The organism is Atlanticothrix silvestris CENA357, from assembly GCF_016056295.1.
Classification (GTDB): Bacteria; Cyanobacteriota; Cyanobacteriia; order Cyanobacteriales; family Nostocaceae; genus Atlanticothrix; species Atlanticothrix silvestris.
In genome coordinates this window covers 1-16,803 of sequence record NZ_JAECZB010000028.1, presented here as the reverse complement: position 1 = coordinate 16,803, position 16,803 = coordinate 1, and the positions used below count along the sequence as shown (strand labels likewise).

Sequence of the window (16,803 nt, the reverse complement as noted above, 5' to 3'; positions counted from 1 at the left end):
CACTCGATTAAATCTCTCTTGGATACCCAACGGTGCAAATTGGGAAACATGTTTTAACCCAGCATAAGCTTATTGCTATAAATTGTAAATTTAATTGCAGGTATCTAGACGCTAAAACAAAATTTATCCAGAGAAATGTGGCTAAAAACTCTTGTTTAAGGTGAGTTTGACGGCTCTCAAAAACTCCTCTCCCTCACAGTAGTACCACAGTAGTAGAGGCTTTGAAATCTTGATTTTTTCGTCAAAATTTGAAAAATTTCTGCCCCTTTCCGCGTCGGAGAGGGGTTGAGTAGAGGTTCATCGAACTCACATTTGTTTAGGTCTATTAATTGTTATTGCGCCTTACTTTTACAAAACTTTACTTTTATCAAATAAAAATAAATCTCAATAAGTCTGGTAATATACTCTTAAAGCTTGTTGATATAAATATTCAATAAGCTGATTAAAAAGCACAATTCTCAAGTCTACGCCGCTAAGACAGCCACCCGTGTAGGCTTTGTTCACGTAGCCAGTCACATCTTTTAGGGTGTCGGCACAAAAGTGAGATGCACTCCTTTGTTTTTTCAATACTCAGGTGTCAAAATGTCCAAAAAAATTGGTTTATTCTACGGTACTCAAACTGGTAAAACTGAATCTGTGGCTGAAATCATTGAGGATGAGTTTGGTGATGACGTGGTAACATTACAAGACATTTCTCAAGCAGAAACTGCTGATTTTGATGAGTATCAATATCTCATTATCGGCTGTCCTACTTGGAATATTGGTGAACTCCAAAGCGATTGGGAAGGCTTTTTTCCGGAACTAGATAACATAGATTTTACTGGTAAACTAGTCGCATATTTTGGTACTGGAGACCAGATAGGCTATGCAGATAATTTTCAAGATGCAATGGGAATTTTAGAAGAAAAAATTTCCCAAAAAGGTGGTAAGACTGTGGGCTATTGGCCAACAGAGGGATACGATTTTAATGATTCTAAAGCTTTAAGAAACGGCAAATTTGTTGGACTAGCTATTGATGAAGATAACCAATCTGACTTAACTGGCGATCGCATCAAAGCTTGGGTTGCTCAGTTGAAAACAGAATTTGGTTTGTAAAAACTTGCGAGTTATTAGAAGGCGAGAGACAAAAACCACAAATGCACACAGATAACTTATTTGTATGTATTTGTGGTTCTATTTGAAATACCAATTCATACAGCATATTTCTTATGGATGAGGTACATTTTTCTAGCCCCTAGCCCCTAATCCCTTTCTTCTTACAAGGTGTATTTATGTCTGATGCTTGTGATGTTATTTGGATCAGTTCTAGCCGTGTATTGCAGCGTTTTGATCGACCACTATTACAATACATATCGAGATATATGAATGTCACTCAGTGGGAATATCGTCAAGACAAAGATGAAGGTAGTTCAATAGATGAAGCTGTGGCTTTGCTAAATGAATTTTTAGTCCAATCTTCTCATCCAGTACATTTAGCAGGACATGGTGCAGGTGGTGCGATCGCTTTAAGTTATGCTCGTTGTTATCCTGAAAAAGTGCGATCGCTTACTTTATTGGCTGTAGCCTCTCAACCTGCAAATACTTGGCATGTCCACTATTATCTTCAAAGACAACTATTTACCATCAGTCGTGAGCAGGTTTTGGCAAGTAGTGTTCGTCATCTATTTGGTGAGCAACCGCGTCATACCACTAAAAAGTTAATATCGGTCTTGGATAGAGATTTAGAGCAATCTCCTTTATTGCATTCTCTTTTTAAGTTAGTTGATTTACCTAAAGGTGGAGTTTCTATGCCTATGTTGGTATGTGGCAGCAAGAATGATTCTATTGTTCATCCACCAGCATTACAGGAATGGTTGAATTTATTTAAGCCTGAAGACAATCTTTGGGAATGTCCCAAAGGACATCATTTTTTTCATTACTTCTATCCTCAAAAAGTAGGTGAAACAATGTTAGATTTTTGGCAACCATATCAACTACAACCAATGTTGACATCTCAATTAAATTCCCACAAATTAATAAATTAATAAGTATTGTTTGGAGCTATTGAGGTTTTTATGAATACAAAAGCTGAATTTCTATCTGATTTATGTGATTTTCTGTATCCTCGTAGTCCATATTATGGACAGTTCAAGCCAGAATATTTGGCATTTAATGCAAATCTTCAAGATTTTTCTCAAAGAGTAAACTATATTTGCGGTCTACAGACTAATGGTAAAATTTCTCCAGAAGAAGCTTACAAACAAATTCACCACCTCTGGAAACATTTAAAACATACTAAAAAGGCACTAGATATTAGTTAATTTAATATAGAAATCCTCTTTTTTGAAGTTGAGGATGGGCAATTATTACATAATGACCCAAAAAAATTGCGTTCAAATTTTATTGCCAATTTTATCACCGCTAATTGCGATCGCCTCCGCCCTAATTGTTGGTGCCATCCTCATTTTAGTTGCTGGGGCAAATCCGATCGCAGCATACACCGCTTTATTTCAAGAATCACTTTCTACCTACTTTGGGTTTGGTAATACTCTTACCAAGATGACACCGCTATTGTTCACAAGTTTAGGGGTGTTGGTAGCGTTGCGTGCTGGTCAATTTAATATCGGTGGCGAAGGACAAATTTATCTGGGTGCTTTGGGAAGTACTTTAATCGGGTTATATATCCAAGGATTGCCTGCTTTCATTCACGTCCCCTTGGCATTATTTGCAGGATTTATTTTTGGTGCGGCTTGGGGTTGGATTCCTGGTTATCTCAAAGCTATGCGCGGAGTCAATGAAGTAATCACTACGTTGCTGCTAAATTACATTGCGGTAAATTTAGTTAGCTATTTAGTACAAAACCCTTTAAAAGCACCAGCAGCACCTAGTCCATATTCACCATTGATTGCAAAATCTGCTCAGTTGCCAATTATTTTACCGGGGAGTCTCGCCCATGCAGGTATTTTGCTAGGGTTAATCACAGCAGGGATTTTGTGGGTATTGTTAGTGCGATCGCCTTTAGGTTATCAAATCACCGCTGTAGGATTCAATCCTATTGCTGCCCGTTATGCCCGAATTTCTGTTGAGCGTACCATTATGCTAGTGATGGCTTTAGCTGGCGGTTTAGCTGGATTGGCGGGTGCAACTGAGGTGATGGGGTTAAAATATCGGCTATTTGAACAAGTTTCACCGGGTTATGGTTTTGATGCGATCGCGATCGCTTTTTTAAGTCGTGGTAGTGTTTTTGGTGTAGTGCTAACTGCTTTATTTTTTGCCGCCCTCCGCAGTGGTGCTAATGTCATGCAGCGCAGTGCAGGAGTATCGGTGACTGTAGTATACGCTATTCAAGGTTTGACTGTACTATTTATTGCTATTGCTTTGGCATTAGAACATCGGGTTAAAATAATTCGTAATTCGTAATACTCGCCAAGGGCGAGAAGCAAGCTACGTAATTCGTAATTCGTAAACAATAAAAACTATGCCCAAACACGCAAGGAGCTTGGGCATAGTTAATAATAATTTAGACAGTGACAATTTACTAACAAATTACAAATAATAGCAATTGGCTAATAAGCACCGCTATTTTTATTAAATAGAACGGCTATAGTTTTGAAAATTAACTGCAAATCATACAGTAAACTCCAGTTTTTTTGATATAGCAAATCTAAGCGAATCACATCTTCAAAACTGCGTACTGTAGACCGCCCATTCACTTGCCATTCTCCAGTCATACCAGGTTTAACATCCAAACGTTGCCATTCTGGTACTTCGTAGCGTTCTACCTCATCAGGTGTGGGTGGTCTAGTACCAACTAAACTCATATCTCCTTTTAAAACGTTCCAAAATTGCGGTAATTCATCTAGGCTGGTGCGCCGGAGAAAGCGCCCTACTCGCGTAATTCTAGGATCGTTCTCATTCTTAAAGAACGCACCTTGTACTTGGTTTTTGACTTGGGCTTTTTTAGCTTCCGCATCTACACACATAGAACGGAATTTCCAAATCTTAAACCGCTTACCCATCCAACCACAACGGATTTGTTTAAAGAAAATGGGGCCGGGATCGTCAATTTGAATCGCAATCACTATAGGAATAGACAAAACTCCTGTAATCACCAAACCCACCAATGCACCCACAATATCTATAAAGCGTTTCATCCAAGATGCTACAGAGGGATGAGTTGTTGGTAGCTGCTCTACTTTACGGGAAATATTCTTAGGGGTATCTGCTTCTATTGTTGGCGTTTCACTATGAGATTCTATAGCAAAAATTTGATCTAATCCTGTGAGGTTGAGTACTGCCGTGACTTGGGGTGTAACATTCTGCAAAATCAAGACAATGCCTTTTTCTTGAGCAGTTTTGAAATTACTCACGAGGGCACCTAAACCACTACTATCCATAAAAGTGGTTTGCTGAAAATCAATGATGATTCGCTTGGGATGCGAATCTGCTTGGGTTAAATCGTGGAAGGTTTGCTTAAAGCCTACCGCCTCAAGCACGCTTAACCGCGCTGGCATTTGCAATACTGCCGTTTCATTTAGGGAAGTTATAGGAAATTCTGCTTCTGTGGGTTGGCTAGTCATGAAGCTTTGCACTTTCGTTGCCATGTAAATTTAATCTGCCAAAAATTAGTTTATCCTAGAAAATTACGTAACCTCATATTAACTGGATATTAGATTTGTAGGTATTAAGAGTTAATAGTTTAGTTGTCCAGAGTAAAAGCGGAGATTGCCAGCGAAGATTCACAATAGAACAAGAAGTAAAAAAAACATACCTGCTTTTGTGTCGACGCAGCGCGATCGCATTGCTAATATCCCATGACCGCTAAAACTACAGTTCAACCTACTGCACGCCTGATTGAGGTCTTTTCTGCTATTCAAGGGGAAGGACTGAATGTCGGGACACGTCAAATTTTTATTCGCTTCGCTTATTGTGACTTGCGCTGTCACTTTTGCGATAGTGCCCATACTTGGAGTGCGCCCCCTACCTGTCGGATAGAGCGATCGCCTGGATTACGTAATTTTGAAATCCACTCGAACCCTGTCCCACTGCCCATTTTAGTCGAATGGGTTGAAAGCCAAAATCTACCTTGTCTACACGATAGCATTAGCTTAACCGGAGGCGAACCACTTCTTCATGCAGCTTTCTTAAAGGAATTTTTGCCCCAAGTGCGATCGCTTACAGGTTTACCTGTGTATCTAGAGACTGGTGGACATCGCCCAGAGCAATTAGCTATTATTTTGCCTTATCTTGACTCTGTGGGCATGGATTTAAAACTACCTAGTGTCAGCGGTGAAAACCATTGGCAAGAACATGCAAAATTTCTGCAATTATGCCAATCTTCACATTTAGAGGCTTTTGTGAAGATTATTATTTCTAGTCATACAGACCCAGCCGAGTTGGAACATGCAGCTTCTTTAGTAGCAGATGTTAGTTCTAATATCCCAGTCTTTTTACAACCTGTGACACCTCTAGCCGCCTCTGAACAATTAACTCCAGAGCCTATACTTGCCCCTACTCCAGACCAAGTTTTAATGTGGCAAGCTTTAATGAAAAAGTTTGTGCCCCACGTCCGCGTTATACCCCAGACTCATAAAATGTTAAATCAGCTGTAAACTATAGCGCTTCTTGGTTGTGTGCAATACACTCCAGTCAGGAAAAGGGGCTAGGGGCTAGAGTAGTGTATTTCATCTATAAGAAAACCGCTATATCCATAGCCCTAATGGGCTTTCTCATTCATGGTGATACGTATTGTTAGTAAGGACTTTAGTCGTTGATTTTTAAGCACTAAAGTGCTTACTACAAACAAATTAAATAATAATTAAAGATTTTGTGTGGTGGGTAATACCCACCCAATTTATTTTTTGGTGTCTACATTCCGCTTTCGTCGATTGGCTTAGATTTAGCTTTTGCCTTGTTGGCACTGCGTTTGAGGGCAGAAAGTCTTGCCTCATATTTAGACCGTTGGCGCTTGCTAGGAGTATTATCGATCAGGGTTTTTAAGGCACTACCTAGGCTCTTGTAGGCGTTAGGGAGGCTGTAACCAAAGCGAGTAGCCAAGGCGATCGCTTTCTCGTCAGCATCAACTAATTCCACAAGTTGTTTGCCTCCATTATTCTTTTGGTATAGTCGCCAGCCGGAAACGCCACACAGCGCCAAAGCTAATACTAGCAACAATCCATCCTGTACCCACAATTCACCTACAGCACCGCCTAAACCAATAGCCAATGCTGCCATTTCCCAACCATCTTTGGGAATCGTATCATTTTGAACGCGGGCTACTTCATGCCAGAACAGCAGGTTACGCTGATCCATTGCGAGAGCATCCCATTTCACCAGGTCAATTTGAATTTCTACCTGGTCTTTGCCAATTTCTTCGCAGCGGATCAGGGGTGGATTGACCTCAGTTGTGCCTTCAACCGTGACCCAGCTCTGCAATTCTGGCGGTAGTAAGCTTTTCAACCGCCGGAGTTCACTCATTTCCGCCTTGGCAGAGGAGGTTGCATAGGATGTCATAAAATCCAGCCCTAGAAAACTTCAGTATATAGTGAGGGTATCACTTTGGAGTATAGCTATTTCAGTGACCATTCGCCTCATTCGCTGGGAAAACTTCCGCGCTTTTTCCTAGCTTCCATTGCTCTTTCTAGAATTTCTAGCAATCCAGGAGCCTCTTCTTGAATACTCAGTAACATTCTTTCCCCAAGCTCTAAATTTCCCGGATCTTGACCTGTTACCATCACTTCTTTCAGCCGAGGTAACGCTATGTTATCAACAATTTGAATTAATCCACTCAAACAACGGTGAAATTGCCTTTCTGTGAGAATCGAGTCTTCTAAGGGAAACTCAATAATGGCACGGATTTCCCCATCAGATGGGTCATATTCCCATTGCAACATCTTAGTTTCCCAAGAAATTGCCAGCATTGTCTGTAGGATGACTCCCTTGTAAGGATGATCTTGAACTCCCGCCAGAACTTGAGGTGCAAAAACTCGAAAAAATTTTCCCTGCTCATCCAATTGGACAACTATTAGAAAATCTTCTAGGTTATCAGCTTCTACACCTGTGATAATCCGGTCTTCTTCATCATCAAATCGGTAGTCCCAACCTAGTTTGTCTAAGTAATTAGCAATCTGTTTGAGATTAGCTCCCATAAAAGCCTCATAAGGAACGGTGGAGCGGCTGTTACCAGAACTAGTTTAACCTGCTAGCGGCAGATGCTTAGGTTGGTGTAGCTACTGCTCCTGTTTTAGAAGTATGCAATGAATTTTTGCACAATAGCTTAGCTTTTTTACTCATTTATCTAGATTCCATGAACTGAGTAAATTTTGATCTAGAAAGTAAGCGTTAGGACAATATATCTGGCAATTTCATGGTTCACCAGTGAGCCTACTTTCTTGTTGCTAGGGGCTTGCTGCAAGATTAATAGCAATTTCTACAAGTATTATGAATCGAACATTATTATTATTGTTTAATTATTTTTGTAGAGTTTAAACTAACATTTGTTTATCAAGTAAAATAATTTTTATATAATAAAAAGCTAACAAACATTTTGAGAATAAAATATTAAAAATCCTTATTTATTAATACTTGTTTCTAATTTTAGATGGACTTTTTTTGTTTAAGAGTCAAGTGTAAATATATTCAGTGCTTCGTGGCATAAAAATAGAGTTAGGAAAATTTTTACATGACTTGTAAAGATTAAAAAAATAAGTAAAATCCTCTAATACCGCTTGCTCAAAGGAAAATACCGCACAAGGGGTGAAAAAGTTTTATATTACAAGCATCTACATTGTTTTACACAATTATTGTAGTCAACCATACTTTTTTTATTTTTTGTTTCCTTGAAGTTTATGCGAAAATCAGCTTTAATCCTAGCGATCGCGCCTTTAATCTTGGTCATTAATGCTTGTAGTGGAGATTCAGGACAAACAACAAACACAACCAATACTTCAGGAACACAAGCAACTAGTAATCGCTGGGATACAGTCAAAAGCCGTGGGCAATTAATTTGCGGTGTTAGTGGCGAAGTTCCAGGGTTTAGCTTTGTAGGAACTGATGGGAAGTACAGCGGTATTGATGTGGATGTTTGCCGTGCTACGGCGGCAGCTTTGTTTGATAATCCAGATGCAGTAGAATTTCGTAATCTCAATGCCAAAGAGCGCTTTACAGCTTTACAAACCGGGGAAGTTGATGTTCTCAGCCGTAATACTTCTTGGACTCTCAGTCGTGATACCTCAGTTGGTTTAGAATTTGCGCCTGTCGTCTTTTATGACGGTCAAGGCATCATGGTTGGTAAAAATAGCGGTATTAAGTCCCTAGCAGATCTAAAAGATAAAGCAATCTGTGTTCAAGCTGGTACTACTACCGAGCAAAACTTAGCAGACCAAATGCGAAAAAGAGGCATCACCTACAAACCTGTTGTTTTTGAAGACGTGAATATTACCTTTGCCACTTATGCTGAAGGTCGTTGTCAAGGTATTACAGCTGATCGTTCGGCATTAGTAGCTCGGCGCACAACTCTACCCAAGCCAGAAGATAACGTGATTCTTGATGAAGTCATTTCTTCGGAGCCACTTGCGCCAGCAGTCGCCAAAGGAGATCCTAAATTAGCAAATACTGTCAAGTGGGCGGTTTATTCTCTAATTAAAGCCGAAGAATTGGGCATTAATTCCCAGAATGTGGGACAGTTTGCCAATAGTAACGATCCAGATATTAAGCGCTTTTTGGGCACTGAAGGAAATCTTGGTGAGGGACTTGGTTTAACAAATGACTTTGCTGCCAGAATAATCAAACATGTCGGTAACTACGGTGAGATTTACGATCGCAACCTGGGGCCAAAGACCAAACTCAATTTAGCTCGCGGTGAAAATAAATTATGGAGTCAAGGAGGACTGCTGTATTCTCCACCATTCCGGTAGGAAGCAAGGAAAGATAGATGAGGGAGACATGGCGATAACTGACCACTGACAACTGACCACTGACAACTGACCAATGACAAATTCCAAACCACCTATCTGGCGTGATAATCGATTTTGGTTGATTGCAACGCAATTAATCGCCGTATTTTTAGCCGTAATTGTGGTAACAATACTTTGGGGCAACCTCATTCGTAATTTGCAGCAATTAGGCATTCAGTTGGGATTTGATTTTCTCAAACAGCAAGCCTCATTTGATATTGGTGAGACGATAATTAATTACAACCCAACCGATACCTACAGTCGCGCTTTGTGGGTGGGGTTAATTAACTCATTGCGGATAGCATTGATGGGGATTGTCTTAACTACAATTGTGGGGATAACTGCTGGGATTGCCCGGTTATCTGATAACTGGTTATTAAGGAAGATCGCCCTAGTATATGTAGAAATTTTCCGCAATACACCCTTACTATTGCAATTGCTGTTTTGGTACTTTGCCGTTTTCTTAAGTTTTCCCAAGCAAGAAAATCAGATTTCTGTTTGGGGATTTGCTGGTCTAAGTCAAAATGGTTTAGAACTTCCCTGGTTTAATTTATCTCCAGAGTTTTCGGCTTTGCTGCTGGGGTTGGTTTTTTATACGGGTGCTTTTATTGCAGAAATTGTCCGAGGCGGGATTCAATCAGTACCTAAAGGACAATGGGAAGCAGCGCGATCGCTGGGGTTAAAACCGGGATTAGTGATGCGGCTAGTAATTTTCCCTCAAGCTTTGCGGGTAATCATCCCACCATTAACAAGTCAATATCTAAATTTGACGAAAAATTCTAGTTTAGCGATCGCGATCGGCTACCCTGATATTTATTTTGTCGCCTCCACCACTTTTAACCAAACGGGAAAAGCCGTAGAAGTGATGTTGATCATCATGCTTACCTATCTTACCCTCAGTTTAACTATCTCTGTGGTGATGAATTTGTTCAATCGCACAGTGCAAATTCAAGAAAGATAAGCAAGTCAGCATTAAGTCAACTCGCTTTCAGGCTCTTGTTGATACATTTGCTGTTCTTGCCACAAGAGAGCCAATAAATGTACTACCGCAAACAGTATGGCAGCAATAGGAATAATGTAACTGTGTATCGTGTATAAGTGTTGGACGGTGACACTGCTGATTGCACCACCACCCGTCAAAATGTCTCGTAATTGATTACCAATCAAAGGAATTGCTTGAATGTTTCCTAGCTCAATGCTAAAACGCCAATATCCTTCTTGAGTCCAATCTAAAATCATTGATGTCCAATCTAAAGCGATCGCACTTAGGGTAAAGAAAATCCCACTTATCCAAGCGATTAGCCAACTCTGGCGAAATTGCCGACTCAAAAACATCACTACAATTTGCACTAGAGCGATCGCAATTGCCCAATTACCAGCAATATCATGCGCTCTGTGAAATAACCAGCCGTATGTTACCTCTGTATCAATTGTTTTGAGTGAATTATAAGCGCCGCCTGCTGTCGGTTCGTAGTAAAAAGACAGCAAAACTCCGGTGGAGACATAAATCAAGCACAAGGTAAGAATAACGACTGAGAGTATAGTTGCTAGTCGCCGCAAAATCCTATCGAACTGGGTGCTTTGCATGGCTGACCTCTCTAAGTTGTGATTTAAAGTGTATTTTTATTACAATTGTAACTAAGATTTATTAAAATATGTTGCAACACTTTGTAAGAAATAAAGTTTTTTAAATTAAATAATTTACCCAAGTTTTTAATGGTTCTGAGGAACCATACCAAATTCCCCGATTCCTAGGAGAATGTCTAACTCCTGCAATAACAAGATTTTCCGCACCTTCTAGATGAGCAGATGCAATGGGTGTGATGCCATCTCCCCAGGTATTACCGATGCCACAAGTTAGTTGATAACTACTGTAAGCTAGCCAACTACCTCTTTGTCTGGCCCCAAAAATTGTTTTTCCGGCTACGCAAACATAACGAACATGTTTGTAAAATGCTCCAGGGTAATTATTGGTAACAAAATCCAAATTCTGGCGTGTCCAGCGTTCTTGACTAATATGGGGTGTGCCTAGGCTGATGAGAGTAGCAACCAAAGGGTGAGCTTCCCAAACAAAGGATTTGACTTCACCTCTGGCTGCATAAGGCTGATCTCCTAGGTAAATGCGAGAGATCCAACCCCCTGCGGAATGGCCAATTAAGTTGACTTGAGTAGCCTGATGTTTTTGCAACATCTTTTTGACTGTGTGATCTAATTGTTGCAAAATTGGTGTTACAGATCTGCCACCAATTGTAGGTATCCAGTCGCGTCGGCGTAGGGATACTGTAATTGTGGGAAAACCCAATTGCTCTAGAGAGTGTTCTAATTCACGATAGGCGATCGCGCTTTCTAAATATCCAGGCACAATAACAGTAGGTAATGGCATTTTGGCTTTTGAAAAACAGTAAAGTGAACAACAGTTTGCAACTGGACTGATGTGGTATGATTCAGCCACAGTCCATATTATTGATCAGCAAGCTTGCCATCTGTTACGGAAGCGTGACTAGCTAAAAAACAGTTGGCTACTGAAACAAGCGACTCAAACAAACATGGATATGCATTTAGACTGATGTCATCACCCAATACTGACAACTATCCTAAGTTTCAGTTTTCGCTGTGCATCTTTTCACAAAAAGCGCCTTTTAAAAGTAATCATTTTCCAGAACTTCATCAGCAAATGCAACTTCCCAAGTGCAACACTGCGTCATTAAAATAAAAACTTGAAAAAAAACGATTTTGCTGTTTTGAGTACTAGCGTAGAAAGTTATTATTTTTAAAGGAACGCATCTATTGCAATTAAGATCAAATGCTTTGCTAATTCAACTGCAACTGAGCTGAGTGAACGATAACAAATATGTCTTACGTCTCCTTGCTAAAAAATATACCAGAAATATTAGGCCAGCCAACTGGAATAGCGGCAATAGCTTCTCTTGGTATCCACGGTGCTATTGCATTGATTGTGCCATTGATGCCTGTAAATTCCAGTCAACCTAAAGAGTCAGCATCACCAAAATCAGTCGGAATTTTGGAATTAAGCCAAGCTGACCAAAATCGTTTACCACAAACTCCAGGTACTGCACCTCAAGTTGCTTTACAACCGCAACTACCCTTGCAAGCACAGTTACCTTTACAACCACAGTTACCTTCCCAACAGCAATTTTCTCAGCAAGTTCCTCCCAACTTGGATGCCCAGACGACTATATTACCCCCATTACCACTACCTGCATATACACAGCCGATACTACCGCCAATTGTCAGCAGACCTGACAACTATCGGATTGCATCTTCACCTCAAGAACAATCTTCACAGATAGTTCCCAAAGAAGACTTTAGCTTTGATACTTCTGGTTTCAACGCTGCCGATAAAAAGTTTACCCAGATTCCGTCAGTTCCTCGTTTTAACGACAAGGAAATAGAAATAGCAGCATCCAAACCACTACCCGTAGATAGACTACCAGCATTAAACTCGGCTAAACTACCCCGTGATCTGCTGAATGCTCCATCTCCCAATCCTATTAATACCCCAACCACTAACAATACAGTTCCACAACCTACTTTGCCTGGCAATGATGCATCTAAACTGGCTCCAAACCAGCCACTGGTAGCACCTGTAGCAAAAACTCCAAAAGTGGAAGATGAGTTAATCCTAGCAAGAGAAACTGTTCCCAAATGGCAGCAAGGGTCTACACCTGTGATGCCTGAGTTATCCACAAAAACAAGTCAACAAGCGCTCATTGCACAAGTCAACTCATACGAAGATTTAAGAAAAGCAGTCCAGCAGCAATATCCCAACTCCCAAGAAAAAGCCGTCATTCGTGACATTATCTCCATAAATAAACCTGGTCTTGAAGGTACGGTCTTGGGTTTTTTAGTAGTAGATTCTGAAGGTAAAGTTTTAGACATTAAGTTCCAAGACAAGTCCCTTTCTCCTGATCTACGATCAAAAGCCAGAGAATATTTTAATGCAAAGGCTCCGAAAGCAGATAAGCAGACTAACCGTTATCCTTTTAGCCTGCGTTTTCAAAACAACATCGACAATACTGCTGAAGCGACTCAAGAACCAACACCAAATGTAGTTCTTCCCAAGCCATTGTCTACTCCAGGAGTTACTACTAATCAACCAACACCAGCAGCGACTGTTAAACCATTACCCGCACTGCGAATTAGAAACGATCAGCCAGCACCTAAGCCGACAGTTACCACTAAACCATTATCTACACCGGGAGCTAATAGCACCCAACTGTCGCCCTCTGAAGAATCTGATCAAAAGCTAATAGAAAAGTTGCGGGATTTCAGAGAACAAAGAAAAAGTTCTGATACAGATAAATAAAATAAGGGGCATAGGGCATTGGGCATTGGGAAGAAGGGGTAAGGGGGAAAGGGAAAGGGTTAAAGGGTTAAAGGGTTTGTTTCTTCATCCTTTACCCTTTACCCTTTAACCTTTTCCCCCTCTTCTTGCTCCCTCTGCTATCATCTACCAACCTTGTTCCGCTTTTTGAAAAACGTAACCAGCTACCTCCAAGATTTCTTGAGCGCTCAATTTGCTTTTGAAGGCAGGCATAGCATTTTTGCCGTTTTGTACTTGGTAGATAATCGCCTGAATTGAGTCGGTGTTGTAGTTTTCCAGGTACTTGGATAATGCTTCCTTTTTCAATGTTTTTTGAGAAATTAGGATGTTGCCGCCACCTATATGGCAAGCAGCACAGTTATTATTGAAGATATTGGCACCGTTGGATGTTTCAGCGGCTAACGCTGGCTGAATAGATGTCAATTTAAATAAAGCGATCACTGATAGCAATATCAATAAAAATATTCTCAAGATGTCTCCTTACAAGCAGCCTCTATAAACCTCAAGCCACTATTCTGGAGAGTATAAACGCTATTCATTATTAATATAGGTTAAATTTGAACAAAATTAGCGGTGACGAGTTGATTCCTTTCATCGCCGGGGGCGTTGAGCATTCTGGGCGGAAATAAAACTCGTCACCGCCATTTGCCTATCGTATGCGCCACTAAAAATGCGGCACGTTATGCTAGTTTCGCGGAGTCATCCCAGAAAAATCATCTTGTCTCGACAGAGTTGTTTCTAGCCTTCGACAATAATTTTACCAACCATGCCAGCACCACGGTGTGGTTCGCAATAGAAGGTGTATTCACCAGCAGGTGCGTCTGCGGGGAAAGTTGTGGTTTGGGTTTGACCAGGACTCATCAACAACTGTTTATGAGATAGAGACTTTGCTAGGTCGGCACTCTTCTCTGGGTTTTTAGCAGCATCAAATACAACATTATGGGGAGGAACTTTGTTATTCACCCATTCAATTGTGTCGCCTGGTTTAATCGTTAACTTTGCCGGTTCAAATGCCAGCATTCCTTTATCACTACCCAGTTTCACCTGATGTGTTTCAGCCGCAGCACTAGGAGTAAAAACAGCAAAGCTGCTAACAACTAAAAGAATCGTCAATACAGCTAAACTAAAGCGTCGCAAGCTTGCCGCAATCGATTTCATGGCTCTCTCCTAACAAATAGTTTTTATTTTCCTTATTCCATTTTAAATACAATCAACGCTAAATATGACAATCTGTCGTAGATGCAATTTTTTTTTTTAACAATGATGAAAAATTGATAGCAAAAACTTGTACAAATAGCAATAACTATTAGAAAAGTTTAGGGATTAGGGGATAAACAATCTTGGGAAAAGGTTAAAGGTTAAAGGTTAAAGGGTAAAGGATGAAGAAACAAACCCATTCCCCCTTACTCCTGCCCTTTACCCTTCTTCCCAATACTTCGGCTACGCCCTTCTTTACGAGAGGCTGCGCTCAGGACAGGCTCAGTACAAGTGCCTGATACCCAATGACTCAGCATTCAGAAATGATTGAGGTTTTTAGTAGTAAATTTTACCGCCTCCCCATTTGTCACCAACAACCTTGGGTTGCAGGAGAATATGACCTGCGATCGCTGTCAAGTCATCATCTGTCAGATTTCTCATTTCTGTGAAAATATCTGCGCTCTTGATGCTGGGATGTAATTCGGAAATTTCCTCTTCACCATCGTAGGTAGTAGGATTTTTCATATAATCCACCAAACCTTCAATATTGTTACGGTTTGGTGTTGCCAGTGCTAGCGCTTCTGGTTCAAGTCCTACGTTTTGGTTGGTCTTGGTAACGCCGCCAACATGACATTGGGCACAAGCGTATTGAAATAAGCGTTTGCCTTCTTTGACTTGTTTTAGGCTGAGTACGACGGTATCGCCCTGATCATTTAATGGCACTGTTCGGATCGCTTTGTCCAGTTCCACCGCTGTCGCGCTACCTACAGTTAGCTGGAACGTCAGCAAAACGGCAGCTACAACAACGCCAATTAGTCTTCTAAACATGTTTCCCCTTAAAGATTTTGACGCTCAACACAGCTAAGAAAGCGATGCCCAATCTCCACGTTGCTAATTGCTAATGGCTGATTATTCTTCGTCGTTAGCGATTAGCCAAAGCCCGAATATAGCCCTTTAGGTGACTCCGGTATCACCCATCGAGTCGCTTGTACCTCTTGGGTATATTTCAGACAATATTTGCGAAATAATTGCCTTTGCATCCTCTAACGCCAAACGGGTCTTTTGGTGTTTATAGGCAATTCCCAGTTGGTCGCACAGAGAAAACACCTCTTCTACAGGAATACTGTAGTCTGCTGCTATCTCTGCGATCGATAGGTCGGCAAAACCCATAATGTTTTTAACTGACAGATAGAGATTGAGTCGCTGTAATACCAATATCACGTTAAGAGTGCAATTTGTTGCCCAAAATATGGTTTGGGGATCGAGGGAGCAGGAGAGGCTTCTGAAAACAGCGATCGCTCTTTGCTAAGATCACACCTAGAAAATCATCTTACTAACGATAGATAACTATATATACAATAAGAGAGGCAAAATACTTTGATCAACAAGGTAATATTTTGTTAAATCCTGATAATTGCTGTGTTTTTAGGATCTCATGCAGTGGAATACTCACAACATTGTCGTCAATGCTACCCCGCTTAATAGGCGGGGTTTTCTTTTTGAGTACGTACACTCTGCGATCGCTTCTTTATTATCAAGTTAATAACTATTTGAATAACAACCGAATTACGGTAAACAAGTGAATTTCAGCATTAATTTAGGAAAAAATATATTTCAAATCATAATTCATACCCTGTAATCCAGCTTTGTTTAACAATGGCTGGATTTTTTTATATTTACTAGGAGTAAAAAACTGTTATTTGTTTACATTTTTATTGTGTAGGTATAAAACCGTAAATTTTGTAAATTACATTGTAGCACAATGCCAAAGTTTTTAACCACAACTACTAGTAATTTATTTGTCAATTATTTATTCAATAAGAAATATTTAGTAATTTCACTGCACCATAAATTACCTTTACATGAATACAAAAGAATATACAGTTTTTCACTTTTAAACTTTATGTTTTTAAAGAGCTTTGGTAGTCTAATAACAGTATTTGCACTTTCATTGGGTAGCACAGCGATCGCCCAGGCAAATAACAACAATCTGTATATTCAAGTAGGCTCTGATGGTAATGGCGAGCCAATTGTGCTTGACTTGGCATCGATTAAAGGAAACGAGTATATCCTTTTACAGAAGCATGATAAAGGTACAGCACAAACTACTCTTCGTGCTGCTTGTGGTCAGCAGAGGTTGTTTTCCAAAAGATTGTCTGTTTATACCTCGGCTGGACATTTAATCCGTGACGATCAAACTAAGCGCGAAATTTTTCCTAAACCTGGTACTCCAGAAGCGAATGCAATGGAAATTGTTTGTCGAGGAGCAAATCCTCAAAAATAGGGCATGGGGCATGGGTAAGAGGAATTGGGGCAGGGTGCGGGGGG

At 40.4% G+C, this 16,803-nt stretch carries 18 protein-coding genes; 9 read left to right on the top strand and 9 right to left on the bottom strand.

Going from position 1 to position 16,803, the window contains the following annotated elements:
* Positions 1 to 582: 582 nt before the first annotated feature.
* The 4 genes from fldA to I8751_RS12915 all read left to right on the top strand — a co-directional run bounded on the left by fldA (position 583) and on the right by I8751_RS12915 (position 3,399).
* Entirely contained in the window at positions 583 to 1,095 is a 513-nt protein-coding gene (gene fldA / locus I8751_RS12930) for a flavodoxin FldA (protein WP_214439565.1), read from the top strand.
* 176 nt (positions 1,096 to 1,271) lie between these two features.
* Entirely contained in the window at positions 1,272 to 2,024 is a 753-nt protein-coding gene (locus I8751_RS12925; RefSeq protein ID WP_214439564.1) for an alpha/beta fold hydrolase, read from the top strand.
* 30 nt (positions 2,025 to 2,054) lie between these two features.
* Positions 2,055 to 2,300: a DUF7219 family protein gene (locus tag I8751_RS12920; protein WP_214439563.1), complete on the top strand. Its 246-nt coding sequence runs from the start codon at positions 2,055 to 2,057 to the stop codon at positions 2,298 to 2,300.
* A gap of 52 nt (positions 2,301 to 2,352) precedes the next feature.
* Positions 2,353 to 3,399 carry an ABC transporter permease gene (locus I8751_RS12915; RefSeq protein ID WP_214439562.1) on the top strand — a complete coding sequence of 349 codons (1,047 nt, stop codon included), beginning with the start codon at positions 2,353 to 2,355 and terminating at the stop codon, positions 3,397 to 3,399.
* A gap of 146 nt (positions 3,400 to 3,545) precedes the next feature.
* On the opposite strand, the gene I8751_RS12910 is transcribed toward I8751_RS12915, so the two are convergent.
* Entirely contained in the window at positions 3,546 to 4,583 is a 1,038-nt protein-coding gene (locus I8751_RS12910; protein ID WP_214439561.1) for an anti-sigma factor antagonist, read from the bottom strand.
* A 210-nt stretch (positions 4,584 to 4,793) separates the two neighbouring features.
* Here I8751_RS12910 and I8751_RS12905 point away from each other — a divergent pair, with 210 nt between their 5' ends.
* A complete protein-coding gene (locus I8751_RS12905) occupies positions 4,794 to 5,591 on the top strand; it encodes a 7-carboxy-7-deazaguanine synthase QueE (protein ID WP_214439560.1) in 798 nt (265 codons plus the stop codon).
* Between the two features lie 256 nt (positions 5,592 to 5,847).
* Here the strand turns inward: I8751_RS12905 and I8751_RS12900 are convergent, their stop codons facing one another.
* Positions 5,848 to 6,492: a DUF3318 domain-containing protein gene (locus tag I8751_RS12900; RefSeq protein WP_214439559.1), complete on the bottom strand. Its 645-nt coding sequence runs from the start codon at positions 6,490 to 6,492 to the stop codon at positions 5,848 to 5,850.
* 77 nt (positions 6,493 to 6,569) lie between these two features.
* On the bottom strand, positions 6,570 to 7,127 hold the full coding sequence (locus I8751_RS12895) for a hypothetical protein (protein ID WP_214439558.1): 558 nt from the start codon (positions 7,125 to 7,127) through the stop codon (positions 6,570 to 6,572).
* A 699-nt stretch (positions 7,128 to 7,826) separates the two neighbouring features.
* On the opposite strand from I8751_RS12895, the gene I8751_RS12890 reads away from it, so the two are divergent.
* Positions 7,827 to 8,894, top strand: coding sequence for an amino acid ABC transporter substrate-binding protein (locus I8751_RS12890; protein WP_214439557.1), 1,068 nt, complete (start codon positions 7,827 to 7,829; stop codon positions 8,892 to 8,894).
* A 73-nt stretch (positions 8,895 to 8,967) separates the two neighbouring features.
* On the top strand, positions 8,968 to 9,894 hold the full coding sequence (locus I8751_RS12885; RefSeq protein WP_214439556.1) for an amino acid ABC transporter permease: 927 nt from the start codon (positions 8,968 to 8,970) through the stop codon (positions 9,892 to 9,894).
* A gap of 11 nt (positions 9,895 to 9,905) precedes the next feature.
* Here I8751_RS12885 and I8751_RS12880 read toward each other — a convergent pair whose 3' ends face one another.
* Together I8751_RS12880 and I8751_RS12875 are read right to left on the bottom strand one after the other, a co-directional pair.
* Positions 9,906 to 10,520 (bottom strand): cytochrome b N-terminal domain-containing protein, encoded by a 615-nt coding sequence (locus I8751_RS12880; RefSeq protein ID WP_214439555.1) that lies wholly within the window; start codon positions 10,518 to 10,520, stop codon positions 9,906 to 9,908.
* A 100-nt stretch (positions 10,521 to 10,620) separates the two neighbouring features.
* Positions 10,621 to 11,316 (bottom strand): esterase/lipase family protein, encoded by a 696-nt coding sequence (locus I8751_RS12875; RefSeq protein WP_214439554.1) that lies wholly within the window; start codon positions 11,314 to 11,316, stop codon positions 10,621 to 10,623.
* A 468-nt stretch (positions 11,317 to 11,784) separates the two neighbouring features.
* On the opposite strand from I8751_RS12875, the gene I8751_RS12870 reads away from it, so the two are divergent.
* Entirely contained in the window at positions 11,785 to 13,260 is a 1,476-nt protein-coding gene (locus tag I8751_RS12870) for a hypothetical protein (protein ID WP_214439553.1), read from the top strand.
* Positions 13,261 to 13,404: 144 nt separating this feature from the next.
* On the opposite strand, the gene petJ is transcribed toward I8751_RS12870, so the two are convergent.
* The 4 genes from petJ to I8751_RS12850 form a co-directional block, all read right to left on the bottom strand.
* Positions 13,405 to 13,749 (bottom strand): cytochrome c6 PetJ, encoded by a 345-nt coding sequence (gene petJ / locus I8751_RS12865; protein WP_214439552.1) that lies wholly within the window; start codon positions 13,747 to 13,749, stop codon positions 13,405 to 13,407.
* A gap of 267 nt (positions 13,750 to 14,016) precedes the next feature.
* A complete protein-coding gene (petE, locus tag I8751_RS12860) occupies positions 14,017 to 14,436 on the bottom strand; it encodes a plastocyanin (protein WP_214439551.1) in 420 nt (139 codons plus the stop codon).
* Positions 14,437 to 14,811: 375 nt separating this feature from the next.
* Positions 14,812 to 15,303 (bottom strand): photosystem II cytochrome c-550, encoded by a 492-nt coding sequence (gene psbV, locus I8751_RS12855; RefSeq protein ID WP_214439550.1) that lies wholly within the window; start codon positions 15,301 to 15,303, stop codon positions 14,812 to 14,814.
* A 126-nt stretch (positions 15,304 to 15,429) separates the two neighbouring features.
* A complete protein-coding gene (locus I8751_RS12850; protein ID WP_318780320.1) occupies positions 15,430 to 15,696 on the bottom strand; it encodes a hypothetical protein in 267 nt (88 codons plus the stop codon).
* 682 nt (positions 15,697 to 16,378) lie between these two features.
* Between I8751_RS12850 and I8751_RS12845 the strand changes: the two genes are divergently transcribed.
* On the top strand, positions 16,379 to 16,759 hold the full coding sequence (locus tag I8751_RS12845) for a hypothetical protein (protein WP_214439549.1): 381 nt from the start codon (positions 16,379 to 16,381) through the stop codon (positions 16,757 to 16,759).
* Positions 16,760 to 16,803 lie beyond the last annotated feature (44 nt).